Source organism: Bhargavaea cecembensis DSE10, assembly GCF_000348905.1.
Classification (GTDB): domain Bacteria; phylum Bacillota; class Bacilli; order Bacillales_A; family Planococcaceae; genus Bhargavaea; species Bhargavaea cecembensis.
This window is the reverse complement of sequence record NZ_AOFT01000002.1, coordinates 222,185-241,369: the sequence shown is the minus strand read 5'-3', so window position 1 is coordinate 241,369 and position 19,185 is coordinate 222,185. Positions and strand designations below refer to the sequence as shown.

The following is a 19,185-nucleotide window of genomic DNA, read 5'->3' as shown; positions in this document are numbered from 1 at the left end:
CGGTGGTGAAAACATGAAACTGCAGAAACGAGAGCGCCAGGCCCGCCTGTCATCGCTGCTGGAGGAGAACCCGCTGCTCACGGACGGCGACCTCGCCGAACATTTCGGGGTCAGCGTCCAGACCATACGCCTCGACCGGATGGAGAAGGGGATTCCTGAACTGCGGGAACGCCTGAAAGATGTGGCCGTCCGGTCGCTTGACGACGTGAAGTCGCTGCCGATCGACGAAGTGATCGGCGACATCATCGATATTGAGCTGGACAAGCGTGCGGTGTCCGTGTTCGACGTCACGAAGGACCACGTCTTCCAGCGCAACGGCATCGCAAGGGGGCATCATCTGTTCGCACAGGCCAACTCCCTTGCCGTGGCGGTCATCGATGATGAGCTTGCGCTTACCGCAAAATCATCGCTGAACTTCATCAAGCCGGTGAGGGCGGGAGAGCGTGTCGTTGCAAAAGCGGCGGTCCGGCCGGATAAACGGCCCCGCCGGTCAATCGTGGAGGTTATCTCGACGGTGGGTGATGAGCCTGTTTTCACCGGAACATTTGAAATGTACCGGACCCACGAGAGCGGAAAAGAGGGACAATCATGATCATAGCAGTAGACGGAATGGGGGGCGACCATGCCCCTGATGCGGCAGTGGAAGGAGTGCGGCAGGCACTGGAGGCGTTCCCTGATATCCGGATCCGGCTATACGGGGATTCCGGCCGGATCGAGCCGATGATCGGGGCGCATGAGCGCCTTGAGATCATCCATTGCACCGAGAAAATCGAAGGGGAGGACGAACCGGTCCGCGCTGTCAGGCGGAAAAAGGATTCATCCATGGTCCGCATGGCACAGGCCGTCCGGGACGGGGAGGCCGATGCGGGCGTCAGCGCCGGGAATACGGGAGCGCTCATGGCCGCGGGGCTTTTCGTTGTCGGCCGTCTTGACGGGGTTGACCGTCCCGCTCTTGCGCCGACCCTCCCGACTCTCGACGGGAATGGGTTTGTCATGCTTGACATGGGGGCGAATGCCGACGCGAAGCCGCAGCATCTTGCGCAGTACGCAATTATGGGAAGCATCTATGCCGAGCAGGTCCGCGGCATCCAAAATCCCCGGGTGGGCCTTCTCAATATCGGCACCGAAGAAAACAAGGGAAACGAACTAACCAAGGAAGCCCACGCCCTCCTGGCCGGCTGTCCGGTCAACTTTATCGGAAATGTGGAAGCGAGAGATCTGCTGGGAGGAGTCGCCGACGTCGTCGTGACCGACGGCTTCACCGGCAATATGGTGCTGAAGACGATCGAGGGCACAGCCCAGGGGCTGATGTCCATGATGAAAGACGCCTTCATGTCCAATGCAAAAGGCAAGATCGCCGGCCTCCTCGTCAAGGACGGGCTCAAGGATCTGAAAAAGAAAATGGACTACACAGAGTACGGCGGTGCCGGCCTGTTCGGCCTGAAAGCACCGCTGATCAAGGCACACGGCTCCTCGAATGCCAACGCCGTCATGAACGCCATCCGCCAGGCAAGGACCATGGCCGGACACGGTGTGACGGAGCGTATCGGAGAGACGATCGGAAGGATGGGGGAACATGAGTAAGATCGCATTTGTCTTCCCTGGCCAGGGTTCGCAGAAAGTCGGCATGGCCTCGGAATTTATCGGAACAGGCGCCGCGTTCAGCAGCTTCGCTGATGAAGCGGACAGCCGCCTCGGCATCGGGCTGGGCGGGCTGATGCAGGAAGGCCCTCAGGAAGAACTGACACTCACCTACCATGCACAGCCTGCCCTGCTGACGGCTGGCGCGGCGATTGATGCCGCACTCAAGGAAGCGGGCATCCGGCCGGATTACGCTGCCGGTCATAGCCTCGGCGAATATACGGCACTTGTTTCGGCGGGCGTTCTGACGTTCGGCGACGCCGCGGAGACGGTCCATCGCAGAGGTTTGTACATGAACGAGGCCGTCCCGGCGGGAGAAGGCTCGATGGCCGCCATCCTCGGCCTCGGTGCCGAAGAGCTGAAGCGCGTGACGGATGTTGTGACCGGAGAAGGGCATCCGGTGCAGCCGGCCAACCTGAACTGCCCGGGACAGATCGTTATTTCCGGCAGCAAGCGCGGTGTCGAACTGGCTTGCGAGGCAGCGAAGGCGGCAGGCGCCAAGCGGGCGATCCCGCTAGACGTGAGCGGGCCATTCCACTCCTCGCTCATGAAGCCTGCGGCACAAAAGCTCCAGGCGCAGCTGGATTCCGTCGGGTTCAGCGAAGCGGAATTCCCGGTGATCGCAAATGTCACCGCAGAACCTGTCCGGGATCCCGAACAGACCAAACAGCTTCTCGTGGAGCAGCTGTATTCTCCGGTGCGCTGGGAAGAATCCGTCAGGAACATGCTGGACCTCGGCGTGACACTCTTTATCGAATGCGGTCCGGGCGGCGTGCTGTCCGGGCTGATCCGGAAAATCGACCGTTCCGCCACCGTGCTCAGGGTCGAAGATACGGAAACATTGAACAAGGCCGTCGAGACGGCGAAAGGATGGTCGTGAATGGGCAAACTTACCGGTAAATCCGCTATTGTGACGGGGGCTTCCCGCGGCATCGGGCGGGCGATTGCCATTGCCCTTGCAAAAGAAGGCGCGAAGGTCGCCGTAAACTATGCAGGCAGCGAAGACAAGGCCGCAGAGACCGTCCGGATGATCGAGGATGCGGGCGGGGAGGCGTTTGCCGTCCGCGCCTCGGTCAGCAGCCAGGAAGACGTCAAGCAGCTTGTCGACGAGACGATGGAGCGCTTCGGCTCCGTCGACATCCTCGTCAACAACGCGGGCATCACGAAGGACAACCTCCTCATGCGCATGAAGGAGGAAGAATGGGATGACGTGCTGTCGACCAACCTGAAAGGGGTCTTCCTCTGCACAAAGGCCGTCGCGCGGCCGATGATGAAAAAACGGTCCGGCACGATCGTCAATCTGGCATCCGTGGTAGGCGTCGCCGGAAATGCCGGCCAGGCCAACTACGTTGCCGCAAAGGCGGGCGTCATCGGACTGACAAAGACGGCCGCCAAGGAACTGGCTGCACGGGGAATCCGTGTCAATGCCGTTGCACCCGGATTCATCACGACGGACATGACGGACAAGCTTCCTGAAGATGTGAAGGAAGCGATGCAGGCACAAATCCCGCTCGGAAACCTCGGGGATCCGGAGCACGTGGCCCGTGCGGTCGTCTTCCTCGCTTCGGAGGATGCTGGGTACATCACCGGCCAGACGCTGCATGTTGACGGCGGAATGGTCATGTAACCCCTTGTCCCGAAACGGGCTGCCTGTCATACTGATTGGGTGGCCGGAAAAACTTCAGGCAACAGCCGGAAGCGAACCGATAAACAGACTCTCCCTTGAGAGGAGGTGAATGGATTGGCAACTGTTCTGGAACGTGTGACAAAGGTGATTGTCGACCGTCTTGGCGTTGATGAGAGCGAAGTGAAGCCCGAAGCATCCTTCCGTGAGGATCTTGGCGCGGACTCCCTTGACGTCGTAGAGCTCGTGATGGAGCTCGAGGACGAATTCGACCTTGAAATCTCCGACGAGGACGCGGAGAAGATCGGGACTGTCGGAGACGCAGTTTCTTATATTGAAGAAAAGACCGCATGATCGGTTTTGAAGAGGCAGGCGAGCAGTCCGGATACGGACGGGCGCCAGCCTCTTTTGCCATTTTGCGTTACCCTGCCGAAAGGGGTAAACTTAGCATATATCCACAACGGAAAGGCAGATCTGATGACTATGAACAAAAAAGAGCGCCACATCAAAAAAGGTTCCTACCCGGAATCTGTCCATAAGCGATTTGCCGATTTCGAGGAGAACATCGGCTTCACGTTCAGTGACCCGACCCTCCTGTACCGTGCATTCACGCACTCCTCGTATGTGAACGAGCACCGGAGAAGGATCCATGACGACAACGAGCGCCTTGAATTTCTGGGCGATGCCGTCCTGGAACTGGCCGTCTCCCGTTTTCTTTTTGAAACTTATCCATCCATGAGCGAAGGCGAACTGACCAAGCTCCGCGCTGCAATTGTCTGCGAACCGTCCCTCGTCCAGTTTGCGGACGAGCTGGATTTCGGCCGCTACGTGCTCCTCGGCAAAGGCGAAGAGCAGACCGGAGGACGCACACGGCCGTCTCTTCTGGCCGACGTGTTTGAAGCATTTGTCGGTGCGCTTTATCTGGACAACGGATTCGACAAGGTGGTCGGATTCCTTGAACAGATCGTCTTCCCGAAAGTGAAGGTCGGTGCTTTTTCCCATGTGATGGATTACAAGAGCCAGCTCCAGGAAATGGTGCAGCAGTCGTCCAGCGGCCAGCTTAACTACCGGATTGTGGACGAAAAGGGACCCGCGCATGATCGCGTGTTCGTTTCGGCCGTCACGATCGGCGGCGACGAATTGGGCCGCGGCGAGGGCAAGTCGAAGAAAGAGGCGGAGCAGCTGGCGGCCCGCCACGCCATCAGCGAACTGCGCAAGACTGAAGGGCAGGCGGAATAATTTGTATCTGAAGCGACTCGAAATCATCGGGTTCAAGTCGTTCGGCGAACGGATCGGCCTGGACTTTGTGCCGGGGGTGACCGCGGTCGTGGGCCCGAACGGAAGCGGAAAAAGCAACATCACCGACGCCATCCGCTGGGTCCTCGGCGAACAGTCGGCAAAAACCCTCCGCGGGGGCAAGATGGAAGATGTCATCTTCTCCGGAAGTGATTCGAGGAAGGCGCTGAATTTCGCAGAGGTTACCCTGGTTCTCGACAACTCGGACGGCCGCGTGCCGCTCGACTTTAGTGAGGTCAGCATCACGCGGCGGGTGTTCCGCTCGGGAGACAGTGAATACCAGATTAACCGGCAGGACTGCCGCCTCCGGGACATCGTTGATCTGTTTATGGATTCGGGGCTCGGCAAGGAAGCGTTCTCCGTCATTTCACAGGGGCGTGTCGACGAAATCCTGAACAGCAAGCCGGAAGACCGCCGTGCGATCTTCGAGGAGGCGGCGGGCGTGCTCAAGTATAAGCAGCGCCGCCGCAAGGCCGAACATAAGCTGTTCGAAACGGAAGACAACCTGAACCGGGTGCTTGACATCCTTCACGAGCTGGACGGACGCCTTGAACCGCTCAGGATCCAGGCGTCCGCCGCAAAGGATTATCTTGCAATGTCCGGTGAGCTGAATGAAATCGGCACTGCATTGCTGTCCCATGACATCCGGGAAAATGAAAAGCAGCTGCAGGAAGTCCGCAAACGCCTTGAGGAGGCGTCCGGGCTTGAGCGGGCTGCCGCGGAAGAGGCCGGACTCCATGAAGCGGAACTCGGCCGTCTCCGTGAAGAAGCAGAGAAACTGTCAGCAAGGCTGGATGGCCTGCACACCGCGCTTGCGGAAGCGGGGGCGAACGTCGAGAAGTGGGAAGGCCGCAAACAGGTGCTTGCAGAGCGGAAGACCCATGCCGAGCGGCAGCTGGAAAGGCTGCGCGAAGACCTTGCCGAAACCGAAGAAGCGGCTGCAAGGCTCAGACAGCGGAAGGAACAGGCCGGGCAGGAAGCGGACAGCCGGAAAAAGACCCTCCGGGAAACACGTTCCGAAATCCGCCGGCTTCAGGAAGTCATGGACCGCCCGCTGGATGAGACGGCCCGAAAGATCGACGAACTGAAATCAGCCTATATCGAACTGCTGAACGAAGAAGCTGCCGTGAAAAATGAACTCAAGCATCTTGCACAGCAGCTTGAATACCAGTCCGAATCGGCCGAACGGAACCGTACGCGTGCAGGCGAGGCCCGTGCGGAATGGGAGGAAGCCTCCGCAGCCCTGTCCGTGGCAGAAGAGGAGCTCGCCGTCCTAAAGGAGCGGCTTTTGTCCGTACGGTCCGATGAAACGGAACTGGCTTCGTCAAGGGAACGCACCGCTGCCGAGCTGAACGGGAAACAGGAGCAGCTGTACAAGGCCTACAGCCTGCTTGAGAAGCTGAAGGGCCGGCGGGAAGCCCTTCTTTCGATGGAAGCGGAATTCGCCGGATTCCATACCGGTGTCCGTGAAGTGCTCCGGGCGGCCGAAAGCAACCGCCTGGACGGCATCGAAGGGGCGGTCGCCTCACTCGTCGCCGTGAAAAAAGAGTTCTCCGGTGCAGCGGAAACGGCCCTCGGTGCCGCAGCGCAGAATATCGTCACTGTCACGGAGGCCGATGCCCGCCAGGCGATCGGCTATCTGAAAAACAGCCGGAAGGGCCGGGCCACATTCCTGCCGCTGTCCGTGATGAAGCCGCGCCGGGTCGATGCTTCCTCCCTATCCCGTGCATCTTCCCACGGCGACTTTATCGGTACAGGGGACACGGTCGTGACCGCGGAAGAAAAGTACATGCCAATCGTGCAGAACCTGCTTGGCAACGTCCTCATCTCCCGCACCCTGAAAGGGGCCAATGAAATTGCCGGGCTGACCGGACACCGCTACCGTGTCGTGACGCTGGACGGTGATGTCGTCAATGCCGGCGGTTCGATGACCGGCGGCGGAACAGACCGGGGCAATCCGATCTTCATGAGAAAAGCGGAGCTGGAACAGGTGACCGCCGATGCCGGGCGGCTCGAAAAGTCGATCGGCAATGCCGAAACGGCCATTGCCTCGCTGAAACAGCAACTGGCGGAAGAATCCCGGAACCACGAACGGGTGAGGGAAGAACGCGAAGCACTGACGGAGAAAGAAGTCGCACTCGTCGGCAGGGTCGCGGAACTGAAGGCGGCTGAGCGGCGCCTGGCAGACCGTCTTTCCCTGTTTGGTGACGAGGAATCCGGTACGACGGTCCTTGCATCAGGGATCCGCAGCCGCATCCGTGAAGCAGAATCACGGCAGGCAGCCCTCAAGGAAGAACTCAGCCGGTCATCAAACGAAATCGAGGAGATGACGGGCCTTTATGAAGAGGGGCGCACTGAGCGCGACCGGATGAACAACCGGCTCGGCGAACTGAGGCAGGAAGCAGCCGTGGTTGCCGAACAGCTTGCACAATCTGAAGCTGCCGGAGCGGCAGTCGAGGAGGAGCTTGCCGGGCGCCTTGCCAGGGCGGAGCGTCTTCGGGAAGAGATGCAGTGGACGGCCGGAGGGGATGCCGGTTCAAGCCCCGAGGAAGCCGAGAACGAACTTCGTGATTGGAGACAGAAAAAGACTTCCCTTGAAAAAGACCTGTCTGAAGCGCTTAAGCGGCGGGAGGCGCTCCAGCAGTCCATCGCGTCCGCGGAAGCGAGATTCCGGCGCACGTCCGAAAAGAGGGCTGCGCATTCAGCCTCCGTACGGGAGGCCGAGCTCCGTGCGGGCCGGATCACCTATGAGCTTGAAGCATTGCAAAATTCGCTCGAGGAAGATTACGGGATCGATGAACTTCCGGAAGAAGGAATCAGATTCCCGGAAAACCTCAGCGCGGACGAAGCCCGAAAGAAAGTGCGGCTCCTGAAGCAGTCGATCGAAGAGCTGGGCCCGGTCAACACTGCTTCGATCGGGGAATTCGAGAGCGTCTCGGAGCGCCATGCGTTCCTCACGGATCAGCGCAATGATCTGCTCGAAGCCAAAGAGACGCTTGAGAGCGCGATAGACGAGATGGATACAGAAGTGACGGAGCGGTTCAGCAGCACATTCCACGCAGTCAGCAGGCAGTTCGGCATCGTCTTCAAGGAACTGTTCGGAGGCGGCAGGACGGAGCTTGTCCTCACCGATCCGGACGACATGCTCCGGACCGGCATCGATATCGTCGCATGCCCGCCGGGCAAGAAACTGCAGAACCTGAGCCTGCTTTCCGGCGGGGAGCGGGCATTGACCGCAATCGCGCTGCTGTTCGCCATCCTGAAAGTGCGGCCCGTGCCGTTTTGCGTACTGGACGAAGTCGAGGCGGCGCTGGACGAGGCCAATGTGCTCCGCTACAGCGATTACCTGAAGAAATTCAGCAGCGAGACACAGTTCATCGTGATTACCCACCGGAAGGGGACGATGGAAGGTGCCGATGTGCTTTACGGCATCACTATGCAGGAGTCAGGAATTTCGAAACCGGTCTCCGTCAGGCTGACGGAAGGCAGCGAAGTGGAATACGAGGAGCCGGTCCCTTCTGTCGGGACTGGCCCGAAAGGAGCGGGATCATGAGCTTTTTCAAGAAGCTGAGAGAGAAAATGACCGGAAAGCCGGATGAAACGACGGAAAAATACAAGGACGGTCTGGAAAAGACGAGAACGTCGTTCACCTCTAAAGTGAATGACCTCATTGCCCGTTACCGGAAAGTGGATGAAGACTTTTTCGAGGAGCTGGAAGATCTCCTGCTTCAGGCGGATGTCGGATTCGAGACAGTCATGCAGCTGATGGACGATCTCCGGTTTGAGGTGCAGCGAAGGAACGTCAAAGATACGGAAGGCCTCCAGACCGCCATCTCCGAGAAACTGGTCGATATCTACCGCAAAGGCGAGGAGGGCGAAGGCGGCCTCAACATGCAGGAGGAGGGCCCTACGGTCATCCTCCTCGTAGGTGTCAACGGCGTCGGCAAGACGACGACAATCGGCAAACTTGCCCACCGCTTTATCCGGGAAGGCAAGACGGTCATGCTTGCAGCGGGGGATACATTCCGTGCCGGAGCGATCGATCAGCTTCAGGTATGGGGTGACCGCGTGGGAGCCGAAGTGATCCGGCAGGCGGAAAATTCTGACCCTGCAGCCGTCATGTATGATGCGGTGAGGGCTGCGAAAAACCGGAAAGTGGACGTCCTGATCTGTGATACCGCAGGACGGCTCCAGAACAAGGTCAACCTGATGAACGAGCTCGAAAAGGTGCACAGGGTGATCGGCCGGGAGCTTCCGGGCGCGCCGCATGAGACCTTGCTTGCGCTTGATGCGACGACCGGGCAGAACGCCCTCATCCAGGCAGAGACATTCAAAGAGGCGACGGATGTGACAGGCATCGTCCTGACAAAGCTGGACGGCACCGCGAAAGGCGGCATCGTGCTCGCCATCCGGAATAAGCTTGGCATCCCGGTCAAGTTTGTCGGTCTCGGGGAAGGCATGGAAGACCTTCAGCCGTTTGACGCCGAACGGTATGTATACGGCCTGTTCGCAGAAGGGCTCGAGCAGGAAGCCGAGACTCTCGGCGAGTCTCCAGAGGAAGATTGAAAGACAAGGGGATTTACTTGACAGGACGATCCGCCCTGTATAGAATGCTCATGACGGAGACGGGAAGGAGGGGCTTTCATGCTGCTTGAAAAAACGACCCGGATGAACTTCCTGTTTGACTTCTATCAGGCACTGCTGACCGAGAAGCAACGGAGCTATATGGACCTGTATTATCTGAACGACCTGTCCCTGGGGGAGATTGCGGAACAATATGATGTCTCCCGCCAGGCGGTCTATGACAATATCCGCCGTACGGAAGCGATGCTTGAAGAGTACGAGCAGAAGCTCCAGCTTTTCAGCAAGTTCCGCCAGCGGCGAGAAGCGGTCGACGCGCTTGCGGCCGATGTGGAAAAGGGCGGGACAGACGCCGGCGAAATCATCCGGCGGCTGAATGAACTGAAAGAATTCGACTGATTAGGAGGCGGGCAATCGATGGCATTTGAAGGATTGGGCGAGCGCCTGCAGCAAACGCTACAGAAAATCAAGGGCAAGGGGAAAGTGACCGAGGCCGACGTCAAAGAAATGATGCGCGAGGTCCGCTTCGCGCTGATCGAGGCCGACGTCAACCTGAAGGTCGTCAAGGAATTCGTCAAGAAAGTAAGTGAACGGGCTGTCGGCTCGGACGTCATGGAAAGCCTGACGCCGGGACAGCAGGTCGTCAAGATCGTCCGCGATGAGCTGGCTGACCTGATGGGCGGCGAAGCCGAAACCATCACCTTTGCGAAAAAGCCGCCGACCGTCATCATGATGGTCGGTCTGCAGGGCGCCGGGAAAACCACGACAACCGGCAAGCTCGCAAACCTTATCCGCAAGAAATACAACCGGAAACCGCTGCTGGCCGCTGCCGACGTCTACCGGCCGGCAGCGATCCAGCAGCTGGAGACGATCGGCAAGCAGCTCGGCATGCCGGTTTTCCAGCTCGGGACCGAGGCGAACCCGGTCGATATCGCCAAACAGGCCATCGCCAAGGCGAAGGAAGACCACCACGATGTCGTCTTCATCGACACGGCGGGCCGTCTCCAGATCGATGAGGACCTTATGCAGGAACTCCGGGATATTCATGAGGCAGTGAATCCGGATGAGGTCTACCTCGTCGTCGATGCGATGACCGGCCAGGTTGCCGCAAACGTGGCGGAAACATTCGACCAGCAGGTCGGCGTGACCGGCGTTGTCCTGACGAAGCTCGACGGCGACACCCGCGGCGGTGCCGCGCTCTCGATCCGCTCCGTCACCGGCAAGCCGATCAAGTTTGCCGGGATGGGCGAGAAGCTCGACGCGCTCGAATCCTTCCATCCGGAGCGCATGGCTTCCCGGATCCTCGGCATGGGCGACGTCATGTCGCTGATCGAAAAGGCCCAGTCCAATGTTGACGAGCAGAAAGCGAAGGAACTGGAGCAGAAGTTCCGGGACCAGTCGTTTACGTTCGACGACTTCCTTGAGCAGCTGGAGCAGGTGAAGCAGATGGGGCCTCTTGACGAGATCCTCAAAATGCTTCCGGGCGCCGGCAAGATCAAGGGCATCGACAACGTGAAGGTGGATGAAAAACAGATGGGCCGGGTGGAGGCCGTCATCAAATCGATGACGACCGAGGAAAAATCCAAGCCGGAAATCATCAACTCCAGCCGAAAAAAGCGCATCGCGCGCGGCTCCGGCACGTCCATCCAGGAAGTCAACCGCCTGCTCAAGCAATTCGACGAGATGAAAAAGATGATGAAACAAATGTCGAACATGCAGCAGGGCAAAGGCAAACGCAAAATGAAAATGCCGGGACTCGACTCGCTGTTCAAATAAATGTTGTAGAGACAATAACGGTCTTTATTGCTTGTGTGATTTTTGGGCAGATTGGAGCGGAGAGCCCGAGACACCTGCGGGAAAAGCCGGGCATAAGCCAGTACGAAGGCTGGCGTCTGCGCCCACAAGCGAAGCGTTGGGCAGCAGGCTAGCAAGACGCAGTCGCGGGGCTCGGCGGCGGCCCGCGGACTAGCGGGCGCCGTCACGAAGAACGGCGTCTGTGGCCAAAAGCGACAGCGTTGGCCGACAAGGGCTCGTAGCGGAAATCTGCTGGAAATCATGGTGTTAAGAAAAAACACTTTACAAACCAAAAATGACTTGGTAATATACTATCTTGTGTGAAACTATTCGGAGGTGCTAACCATGGCAGTTAAAATTCGACTTAAGCGTATGGGCGCAAAAAAGACGCCTTTCTATCGTATCGTAGTAGCAGATTCCCGTTCCCCTCGTGACGGCCGCCAGATCGAAACGATCGGCACATACAACCCGCTCACGACGCCGGCTGAGCTCAAGATCGACGAAGAGCTTGCACTCAAATGGCTCCAGAACGGCGCGAAGCCTTCTGATACAGTACGCAACCTGCTCGCTACGCAGGGCATCATGGAGAAATTCCATAACGCCAAGACCGCAAAATAATTTGACGGAGGCGACATGATGAAAAAGCTGATTGAAACGATCGTCAAACCGCTCGTTGATCATCCGGATGATGTCCGGATCGGCGTGGAAGAACGGCAGGGCAGACTCGTCTGCTCGCTGTCCGTCCACCCGGAAGACATGGGGAAAGTGATCGGCAAACAGGGCCGGGTGGCATCCGCGATCCGGACTGTCGTAAATTCAGCTGAAGGCGCAGGCCGGAAACGGGTGCGCGTCGACATCATGGATTAAGGAAGGGACGATTCAGGTTCCTTCCTTTTTCATACCCCGGAAAACCGATGAAGGAGGACGACGGATGAACTGGTATAACGTCGGAAAAATCGTCAACACGCACGGCATCCGCGGTGAAGTTCGCGTGATGTCGCGTACGGACTTCCCTGAGGAGCGCTATGCGAAAGGGGCCCGTCTCGCACTCTTCATGCCGGGCGCCAAAGAGCCGGTCATGCTGACTGTGGCCTCCCACCGGGTCCATAAGAACTTCGATCTCCTCACTTTCGAGGGCCACCCAAACATCAATGACGTGGAAAAATATCGCGACGGCATCCTTAAAGTGTCCGAAGCAGACCTCGGGGAACTGGAAGAAGGCGAATTCTACCACCATGAGATCATCGGCTGCACCGTTGTCGACCAGGATGGCCGGGAGATCGGCAAGGTGACCGAGGTTCTGGAAACAGGCGCAAATGATGTCTGGGCGGTCAAGCCGCCGGAAGGCAAGATGCACTACATTCCGTATATCGAGCATGTCGTCCTGGAAGTCGATCCCGAAAACGGGCGGATCGTCATCGATCCGATCGAAGGGCTGCTGTCCTGATGAATATTTCGGTCCTGTCCATCTTCCCGGAAATGTTCGGCGGCGTATTCAATGCATCCATCCTGAAACGGGCGCAGGAAAGCGGCGCCGTGAGCCTTACGGTACGCGATTTCCGTGAATTCGCCACGGACAAGCATCATAAGGTCGACGACTATCCCTACGGCGGAGGGGCCGGCATGGTCCTGAAGCCGGAGCCGCTTTTCCGCGCCGTGGAAAACCTAACGGAAGGCCATTCCCCAAGAATCATCCTCATGTGCCCGCAGGGAGAACGGTTCACCCAGAAAAAGGCCGAGGAGCTGGCGCAGGAAGACGACCTCATCTTCCTGTGCGGCCACTATGAGGGCTATGATGAACGCATCCGCGAACACCTTATCACCGACGAGATCTCCATCGGTGACTTTGTCCTCACCGGAGGGGAACTGGCGGCGATGACGGTCATCGACAGTGTTGTCCGGCTGCTGCCAGGCGTCCTCGGAAATGAGGAGTCCCCTGCGCTTGATTCGTTCTCTACGGGGTTCCTGGAGCATCCCCACTACACCCGTCCCGCGGACTTCAGGGGGATGAAAGTGCCCGATGTCCTCTTGTCCGGAAACCATGCCGAAATCGAGCGCTGGCGCGAGGAGCAGTCGCTCCGGCGCACATTGGAGCGCAGGCCCGACCTCCTCGGGGAAGCCGAACTTACCGGCCGGCAGAAGGAAGTGCTCCGAAAGCTCGGCTGGCAGGAAGAAGATTAAGTCCCGGACTTGCCTGGAGGCCGCACCTGTGGTATGATAAGTCCCGTGCTTCTGCGTGAAGCACTCGATTACGGTGTTCCGCTGCAAAGGCAATTTGTGCATGAGCATCTGTAGTAAGGAGAGGAAAACATGCAAAACATTATTGCAGAAATCACGAAGGAACAACTTCGTACAGACCTTCCGGCATTCCGCCCGGGCGATACAGTACGTGTACACGTAAAAGTCGTCGAGGGTACGCGTGAGCGGATCCAGGTTTACGAAGGGGTTGTCATCAAGCGTCGCGGCGGCGGCATCAGCGAGACATTCACAGTCCGCAAAATTTCCTACGGTGTAGGAGTTGAGCGTACATTCCCTGTGCACACGCCGAAAATCGCGAACCTTGAAGTGACTCGCCGCGGTAAAGTACGCCGTGCGAAGCTGTACTACCTCCGCAACCTTCGCGGAAAAGCTGCCCGCATCAAAGAAATCCGATAATCGACATCCGAAAGGGGCCGGCCTGCCGGCTCCTTTTCTTTTTGCCTCAGTCTTTCATACACTCTATAATGGAATCAGATTGAACAGGGAGGCCAACGGGATGACAGAAGAGAAAAAGAAAAATGAACTGTGGGAATGGACGAAAGTCCTTCTTATCGCGTTCGGGCTGGCTGCCATCATCCGGTATTTCCTCTTTACGCCGATTGTCGTAGACGGGGAGTCCATGATGCCGACGCTCGAGGATGGAGACAAGATGATCGTCAACAAAATCGGCTATACAATCGGAGAGCCGGAGCGTTTTGATATCGTTGTCTTCCATGCACCGGAACAGAAAGATTACATCAAGCGGGTCATCGGGCTTCCGGGGGATCATATCGAGTACCGGGACGATCAGCTGTTCATCAACGGCGAAGCTTATGATGAACCGTACCTGGATGAGTATAAGGAAGCGGTCACCGACGGAACACTGACCGAGGACTTTACGCTTGAAGACAAAATTCAGCGGGAGACCGTACCGGAGGGCCATGTCTTCGTCATGGGAGATAACCGGCGGTTCAGCAAGGATTCCCGCCATATCGGTGTCATCCCGTTCGATGAAATCATCGGCAGCACGAGCCTGATCTTCTGGCCGATGGAAGATATCGGGTTCGTCAAGTGACGGAGGTGTAAGACATGACAATCCAATGGTTCCCGGGACATATGGCGAAGGCCAGGCGGGAAGTCACCGAACAGCTGAAAATGGTCGACATCGTTTTCGAGCTGGTCGATGCCAGGCTCCCGCAGTCTTCCAGAAACCCGATGATCGATGACATCATCAGCCGGAAACCCCGGCTTGTCATCCTGAACAAGAAAGACATGGCCGACGAGGCCGAGACCGCCCGCTGGCTGGAGAGGTTCAGGCAAAGCGGCACAGAAGCCGTGGCGGTCAACTCGCTTGACGGAAGAGGCCTTCAGCAGGTGACAAAGGCGGCCCAGCAAATCCTCAAGGAGAAATGGGACCGCATGAAGGCGAAGGGCATCCGCCCGAGGGCCATACGCGCGATGATCGTCGGCATCCCGAATGTCGGGAAGTCGACCCTCATCAACCGTCTCGCCAAAAAGAATATCGCAAGGACGGGGAATACCCCCGGCGTCACCAAGGCCCAGCAATGGATCAAGGTCGGCAAGGAGCTGGAGCTTCTCGATACGCCGGGCATTCTCTGGCCGAAATTCGAGGACCCGGAGGCCGGCTATAAACTGGCGCTTACCGGGGCGATCAAGGATGCCATCACCGATCAGCAGGAGCTGGCGGTCTATGCGCTCAAATTCCTTGAGGGCCACTATCCGGACCGCCTGGAGGAACGCTATGGCTTCCGCTCGCTGGACGGCGACATACCGGGGGCCTATGAGCGGATCGGCGAACTCCGCAAGGTCTACGAAAAAGGCGGCACCATCGACTATGACAGTGTGTCAGAACTGATTGTCCGGGACGTCCGGGACCAGCAGTTCGGCAAACTGACATTTGACTTTTCGGAAGATCAGTGAACAGGCACGCCGCCGCAGCGGGGCGTGCCTCTTTTCATGCCCGGTTCCGGATGGTTCCGGGAACATACATAAGACGGGAAAGGCCTGATTCATAGTGGCGAAAATGACAATCAGTGAAGTGAGGGCATGGCTGGAGACAGCGGAAGAGGGGGATCCGTACTTCCTCGAGCTTAGGAACGACAGCCGGGCAGGCGTCCGGAAGCTGCTTGCTTCCTATGCCCGCAGAATGGAAAAAAAGCGGCTCGAACTAGAGCGGCATCTTGAAAAGGAACGGTTCGACGCAGGATTCCGGCGGAGCACGGATTCACCGGTGGCCGGCGTGGATGAGGCGGGGAGGGGGCCGCTTGCCGGCCCTGTGGTGACGGCTGCCGTCATCCTGCCGCCGTCCTGCCCGGAATTGGCGGGACTGGACGACTCGAAGGCAATGTCCCGTGAGGCGCGGGAACGCCTGGCAGAGGTAATCCGGAAGCATGCGGTCGCCTGGTCGGTCCATGTCCAGCCGGCGGCGGAAATCGACCGGCTGAACATCTACCGGGCCACGCGCGAGTCGATGGAACGGGCGGTGGCCGGCCTTTCCGTAAGGCCGGATGCGGTCATCGCCGATGCCATGGCGCTCCAAGCGGATGTCCCTTGCCATCCGGTCGTAAAGGCGGATGCGCAAAGCCTGTGTGTGGCGGCAGCATCGGTTCTGGCCAAGACGGAGCGGGATGCCTATATGGACAGGCTTCATGAACAATACCCTGCATACGGCTTTTGCCGCCATGCGGGATATAGCACTGCCGCACATCTGGAGGCGCTAAAAGCGCATGGCCCCTGCCCGGAACACCGGAAGACATTCGCGCCGGTGGCCGGATTTCTTGTCGGAACCAGCGGAAAGCCGGTTCAGGAAAAGACAATTATGGACAACCTGTGACGGGTTGATTACAATGGGGGATGGCAAGAAACTATTCAAGCAGTTCGATTGGAGGATGTAAGATGAATATCCATGAGTACCAAGGGAAGCAGATTCTTCGCGAGTATGGCGTCGCGGTACCGAACGGAATCGTTGCGTTTTCCCCTGAAGAGGCCGTCAAGGCGGCCAAGGAACTCGACACCGGCGTTTATGTCGTGAAAGCGCAGATCCACGCAGGCGGCCGAGGCAAGGCCGGCGGCGTCAAGATTGCGAAAACGGTCGACGAAGTACGCGAATACGCGAAAGAACTTCTCGGCAAAGTCCTGGTGACACACCAGACAGGCCCTGAAGGAAAAGAAGTCAAGCGCCTTTACATTGAAGAAGGTTCCGACATCCTCAAAGAATACTACATCAGCCTCGTCGTAGACCGTGCGACTGACCGCGTTGTCCTCATGGGCTCCGAAGAAGGCGGCATGGACATCGAAGAAGTGGCGGAAGAAACACCGGAGAAAATCTTCAAGGAAGTCGTCGACCCGGTTGTCGGCCTGACAGGATTCCAGGCGCGCCGCATGGCGTTCAACATGAACATCCCTGCGAAGCTCGTCAACAAGGCAGCGAAGCTGTTCCTCGGAATCTACGAGGCATTCATCAGCAAGGACGCATCCATCCTTGAAATCAACCCGCTGGTCGTAACCGGTGATGATCAGGTCGTGGCACTGGATGCGAAGTTCAACTTCGATGCGAACGCGCTCTACCGTCATGCGGATATCGTTGAGCTCCGTGACTTTGACGAAGAAGATCCGAAAGAGATCGAAGCGTCCAAGTTCGACCTCAGCTACGTTTCCCTCGACGGCAACATCGGCTGCATGGTAAACGGTGCGGGCCTTGCGATGTCCACGATGGACACGATCAACTTCTACGGCGGCAAGCCTGCCAACTTCCTGGACGTTGGGGGCGGCGCGACTGCGGAAAAAGTAACCGAAGCGTTCAAGATCATCCTTTCCGACTCGAACGTCAAAGGGATCTTTGTCAATATCTTCGGCGGCATCATGAAGTGCGACATCATCGCGGAAGGCGTCATCCAGGCAACGAAGCAGCTTGGCCTTGAAGTGCCGCTCGTCGTCCGGCTCGAAGGAACGAACGTTGACGCAGGCAAGAAGCTTCTGAACGAATCCGGTCTGAACATCACTTCGGCTGACTCCATGGCCGACGGTGCACAAAAAATTGTCGAACTCGTAGGCTAAGAAAGGCGGGAAAACGATGGGCATTTATGTCAATAAGGATACAAAAGTACTTGTACAGGGAATCACGGGCTCCACTGCCCTTTTCCATACGAAACAAATGATCGAATACGGCACGAAGATTGTTGCAGGTGTAACGCCGGGCAAAGGCGGCACGGAAGTTGAAGGCGTTCCGGTCTTCAACACGGTCGAAGAGGCTGTCAAGGCGACGGGTGCGAATGTTTCCGTCATTTACGTTCCGGCTCCATTTGCAGCGGATGCAATCCTCGAAGCTACAGACGCGGAACTGGATATGGCAATCTGCATCACGGAACACATTCCGGTGCTGGATATGGTCAAAGTCGTCCGCTACATGGAAGGCAAAAAGACCCGTCTCGTCGGCCCTAACTGCCCGGGCGTTATCACGGCGGACGAATGCAAGATCGGCATCATGCCGGGCTATATCCACAAAAAGGGCCATGTCGGCGTCGTATCCCGTTCCGGGACACTGACGTACGAAGCGGTTCATCAGCTGTCCGAAGCGGGTGTCGGCCAGACAACTGCTGTCGGCATCGGCGGCGACCCGGTGAACGGCACGAACTTCATCGATGTCCTCAAGGAATTCAATGAAGACCCTGAAACGCTCGCTGTCGTCATGATCGGCGAAATCGGCGGAACAGCCGAGGAAGAAGCGGCAGAGTGGGTCAAGGCCAACATGAAAAAGCCGGTCACAGGATTTATCGGCGGCCAGACTGCACCTCCAGGAAAACGGATGGGCCACGCAGGCGCCATCATTTCCGGCGGCAAGGGAACTGCAGCCGAAAAAATCAAAGCGATGGAAGCGGCAGGCATCAAGGTTGCCGAGACACCATCCGTCATCGGTGAGACGATGATCAGCGTCCTGAAGGAAAAAGGTCTGTACGAACAGTGCAAAACCCACTAAAATGAAAGTGCGGCACATCGGTGCCGCACTTTTACTATTTCCGGAAATATCCGGGACAGGAGGTAGTGATCATCGATCGGTTCGAAGACCGTCTGCTGGCACTGCATTACGTTTTTCCGGCTCCGCTGAACCGGTTTGGCCGGCTTCTTGCGGCAGACCCCCTGCTGGAGGCGCTCCCGGACATGGGAACCGCCGAGCTGGCGTTTCTGCTGGATCTGGACACGGACAGGGCGGCGCTCCTAAAGAGGAAGCTCAGCCGCAGCGCGGACCCCCCATACACGGAAGTGTATGCCGCAAGCTCCATCACCCCCATCCTGTATACCCACGAACTTTACCCCCATTCACTCACCCAGCTGATCGACCCGCCCGCTGTCCTGTATGCCGCGGGCGACACATCCCTGCTTGCGACGCGGAACAAAGCGGCCATCATCGGATCGAGGAAGGCGACCGCCTATTCACGGCTTGCCATGGAGAAGATTATCCCGCCGCTCGTCGCGCGGGGCTATGCCATTGTAAGCGGCCTTGCGATGGGTGCCGACGCGATGGCGCATGAGGCGGCCATCCGCCACGGCGGAAAAACGATCGGTGTTCTCGGGACCGGGCTTTCGCACAGATACCCAAAGCAGAACAGCGGCCTTTATGAGGTGATGCAGGACGGGCATCTGCTCATCACCGAATATCCGCCTTACGCCGGCCCGAAAAAGTGGCAGTTCCCGATGCGCAACCGGATCATCAGCGGTCTTTCCGGCATCGTCATCGTCACAGAAGCGGCCCGCCCGAGCGGAACGATGAGCACAATCGACCATGCGCTGGAGCACGGCAAGGATGTCCACGCCGTTCCGGGGCCGATCGATTCGCCTCTTTCCGCCGGGCCCAACCGGCTCATTCTGGAAGGCGCTGCTCCCGCTCTTGACGGCTATACCATTCTCGGCGGGCTGCCCCGGGAGCCGGTCTGAATGTACCGGCGGCTTCCTCTCGGGGAAAATGCGCGGAGCCGAAAATGGTTGCAATTATA

General features: G+C 58.1%; 21 protein-coding genes. All 21 read left to right on the top strand.

What is annotated here, in order from left to right:
• Positions 1-13: 13 nt before the first annotated feature.
• On the top strand, positions 14-592 hold the full coding sequence (gene fapR / locus C772_RS02825) for a transcription factor FapR (RefSeq protein WP_008297245.1): 579 nt from the start codon (positions 14-16) through the stop codon (positions 590-592).
• Positions 589-1,584 (top strand): phosphate acyltransferase PlsX, encoded by a 996-nt coding sequence (gene plsX, locus C772_RS02820; protein ID WP_008297243.1) that lies wholly within the window; start codon positions 589-591, stop codon positions 1,582-1,584. The genes fapR and plsX overlap by 4 nt, the downstream gene beginning before the upstream one ends.
• Complete coding sequence (fabD, locus tag C772_RS02815; RefSeq protein WP_008297241.1) at positions 1,577-2,521, top strand: ACP S-malonyltransferase; 945 nt, start codon at positions 1,577-1,579, stop codon at positions 2,519-2,521. Before plsX ends, fabD begins: the two co-directional genes overlap by 8 nt.
• Positions 2,522-3,268, top strand: coding sequence for a 3-oxoacyl-[acyl-carrier-protein] reductase (gene fabG, locus C772_RS02810; protein ID WP_008297238.1), 747 nt, complete (start codon positions 2,522-2,524; stop codon positions 3,266-3,268).
• Positions 3,269-3,382: 114 nt separating this feature from the next.
• On the top strand, positions 3,383-3,619 hold the full coding sequence (gene acpP / locus C772_RS02805) for an acyl carrier protein (protein WP_008297236.1): 237 nt from the start codon (positions 3,383-3,385) through the stop codon (positions 3,617-3,619).
• 123 nt (positions 3,620-3,742) lie between these two features.
• Positions 3,743-4,504 (top strand): ribonuclease III, encoded by a 762-nt coding sequence (gene rnc / locus C772_RS02800; RefSeq protein WP_008297234.1) that lies wholly within the window; start codon positions 3,743-3,745, stop codon positions 4,502-4,504.
• A gap of 1 nt (position 4,505) precedes the next feature.
• Entirely contained in the window at positions 4,506-8,114 is a 3,609-nt protein-coding gene (smc, locus tag C772_RS02795; protein ID WP_008297232.1) for a chromosome segregation protein SMC, read from the top strand.
• Positions 8,111-9,127 (top strand): signal recognition particle-docking protein FtsY, encoded by a 1,017-nt coding sequence (ftsY, locus tag C772_RS02790; RefSeq protein WP_008297230.1) that lies wholly within the window; start codon positions 8,111-8,113, stop codon positions 9,125-9,127. Before smc ends, ftsY begins: the two co-directional genes overlap by 4 nt.
• Positions 9,128-9,205: 78 nt before the next feature.
• A complete protein-coding gene (locus C772_RS02785) occupies positions 9,206-9,541 on the top strand; it encodes a putative DNA-binding protein (RefSeq protein WP_008297229.1) in 336 nt (111 codons plus the stop codon).
• A gap of 18 nt (positions 9,542-9,559) precedes the next feature.
• Positions 9,560-10,918, top strand: coding sequence for a signal recognition particle protein (ffh, locus tag C772_RS02780; RefSeq protein ID WP_008297227.1), 1,359 nt, complete (start codon positions 9,560-9,562; stop codon positions 10,916-10,918).
• Between the two features lie 363 nt (positions 10,919-11,281).
• On the top strand, positions 11,282-11,554 hold the full coding sequence (rpsP, locus tag C772_RS02775; protein WP_008297224.1) for a 30S ribosomal protein S16: 273 nt from the start codon (positions 11,282-11,284) through the stop codon (positions 11,552-11,554).
• Positions 11,555-11,572: 18 nt separating this feature from the next.
• On the top strand, positions 11,573-11,803 hold the full coding sequence (locus tag C772_RS02770) for a KH domain-containing protein (protein ID WP_008297223.1): 231 nt from the start codon (positions 11,573-11,575) through the stop codon (positions 11,801-11,803).
• Between the two features lie 64 nt (positions 11,804-11,867).
• Positions 11,868-12,383, top strand: a complete 516-nt coding sequence (rimM, locus tag C772_RS02765; RefSeq protein WP_008297220.1) for a ribosome maturation factor RimM — start codon at positions 11,868-11,870, stop codon at positions 12,381-12,383.
• Complete coding sequence (gene trmD / locus C772_RS02760) at positions 12,383-13,117, top strand: tRNA (guanosine(37)-N1)-methyltransferase TrmD (RefSeq protein ID WP_008297219.1); 735 nt, start codon at positions 12,383-12,385, stop codon at positions 13,115-13,117. Before rimM ends, trmD begins: the two co-directional genes overlap by 1 nt.
• 129 nt (positions 13,118-13,246) lie before the next feature.
• Complete coding sequence (rplS, locus tag C772_RS02755) at positions 13,247-13,591, top strand: 50S ribosomal protein L19 (protein WP_008297217.1); 345 nt, start codon at positions 13,247-13,249, stop codon at positions 13,589-13,591.
• Between the two features lie 100 nt (positions 13,592-13,691).
• Positions 13,692-14,249 carry a signal peptidase I gene (gene lepB, locus C772_RS02750; protein WP_008297216.1) on the top strand — a complete coding sequence of 186 codons (558 nt, stop codon included), beginning with the start codon at positions 13,692-13,694 and terminating at the stop codon, positions 14,247-14,249.
• Between the two features lie 14 nt (positions 14,250-14,263).
• Entirely contained in the window at positions 14,264-15,115 is an 852-nt protein-coding gene (ylqF, locus tag C772_RS02745; RefSeq protein ID WP_008297215.1) for a ribosome biogenesis GTPase YlqF, read from the top strand.
• A 103-nt stretch (positions 15,116-15,218) separates the two neighbouring features.
• On the top strand, positions 15,219-16,028 hold the full coding sequence (locus C772_RS02740) for a ribonuclease HII (protein WP_035001299.1): 810 nt from the start codon (positions 15,219-15,221) through the stop codon (positions 16,026-16,028).
• Positions 16,029-16,090: 62 nt separating this feature from the next.
• Positions 16,091-17,251, top strand: coding sequence for an ADP-forming succinate--CoA ligase subunit beta (gene sucC / locus C772_RS02735; protein ID WP_008297210.1), 1,161 nt, complete (start codon positions 16,091-16,093; stop codon positions 17,249-17,251).
• 16 nt (positions 17,252-17,267) lie between these two features.
• A complete protein-coding gene (gene sucD, locus C772_RS02730; RefSeq protein ID WP_008297209.1) occupies positions 17,268-18,170 on the top strand; it encodes a succinate--CoA ligase subunit alpha in 903 nt (300 codons plus the stop codon).
• Positions 18,171-18,235: 65 nt separating this feature from the next.
• Positions 18,236-19,126, top strand: coding sequence for a DNA-processing protein DprA (gene dprA, locus C772_RS02725; RefSeq protein ID WP_326929634.1), 891 nt, complete (start codon positions 18,236-18,238; stop codon positions 19,124-19,126).
• Positions 19,127-19,185: the final 59 nt, after the last annotated feature.

Excerpts from the sequence above, each read along its gene's own strand:
- rimM (WP_008297220.1), top strand. The coding sequence starts at position 11,868 with ATGAACTGGTATAACGTCGGAAAAATCGTCAACACGCACGGCATCCGC.
- plsX (WP_008297243.1), top strand. The coding sequence starts at position 589 with ATGATCATAGCAGTAGACGGAATGGGGGGCGACCATGCCCCTGATGCG.
- rpsP (WP_008297224.1), top strand. The coding sequence starts at position 11,282 with ATGGCAGTTAAAATTCGACTTAAGCGTATGGGCGCAAAAAAGACGCCT.
- fabG (WP_008297238.1), top strand. The coding sequence starts at position 2,522 with ATGGGCAAACTTACCGGTAAATCCGCTATTGTGACGGGGGCTTCCCGC.
- fabD (WP_008297241.1), top strand. The coding sequence starts at position 1,577 with ATGAGTAAGATCGCATTTGTCTTCCCTGGCCAGGGTTCGCAGAAAGTC.
- lepB (WP_008297216.1), top strand. The coding sequence starts at position 13,692 with ATGACAGAAGAGAAAAAGAAAAATGAACTGTGGGAATGGACGAAAGTC.
- ftsY (WP_008297230.1), top strand. The coding sequence starts at position 8,111 with ATGAGCTTTTTCAAGAAGCTGAGAGAGAAAATGACCGGAAAGCCGGAT.
- sucD (WP_008297209.1), top strand. The coding sequence starts at position 17,268 with ATGGGCATTTATGTCAATAAGGATACAAAAGTACTTGTACAGGGAATC.
- rnc (WP_008297234.1), top strand. The coding sequence starts at position 3,743 with ATGACTATGAACAAAAAAGAGCGCCACATCAAAAAAGGTTCCTACCCG.
- ffh (WP_008297227.1), top strand. The coding sequence starts at position 9,560 with ATGGCATTTGAAGGATTGGGCGAGCGCCTGCAGCAAACGCTACAGAAA.
- ylqF (WP_008297215.1), top strand. The coding sequence starts at position 14,264 with ATGACAATCCAATGGTTCCCGGGACATATGGCGAAGGCCAGGCGGGAA.
- trmD (WP_008297219.1), top strand. The coding sequence starts at position 12,383 with ATGAATATTTCGGTCCTGTCCATCTTCCCGGAAATGTTCGGCGGCGTA.
- sucC (WP_008297210.1), top strand. The coding sequence starts at position 16,091 with ATGAATATCCATGAGTACCAAGGGAAGCAGATTCTTCGCGAGTATGGC.
- rplS (WP_008297217.1), top strand. The coding sequence starts at position 13,247 with ATGCAAAACATTATTGCAGAAATCACGAAGGAACAACTTCGTACAGAC.
- C772_RS02770 (WP_008297223.1), top strand. The coding sequence starts at position 11,573 with ATGAAAAAGCTGATTGAAACGATCGTCAAACCGCTCGTTGATCATCCG.
- C772_RS02785 (WP_008297229.1), top strand. The coding sequence starts at position 9,206 with ATGCTGCTTGAAAAAACGACCCGGATGAACTTCCTGTTTGACTTCTAT.
- fapR (WP_008297245.1), top strand. The coding sequence starts at position 14 with ATGAAACTGCAGAAACGAGAGCGCCAGGCCCGCCTGTCATCGCTGCTG.
- C772_RS02740 (WP_035001299.1), top strand. The coding sequence starts at position 15,219 with ATGACAATCAGTGAAGTGAGGGCATGGCTGGAGACAGCGGAAGAGGGG.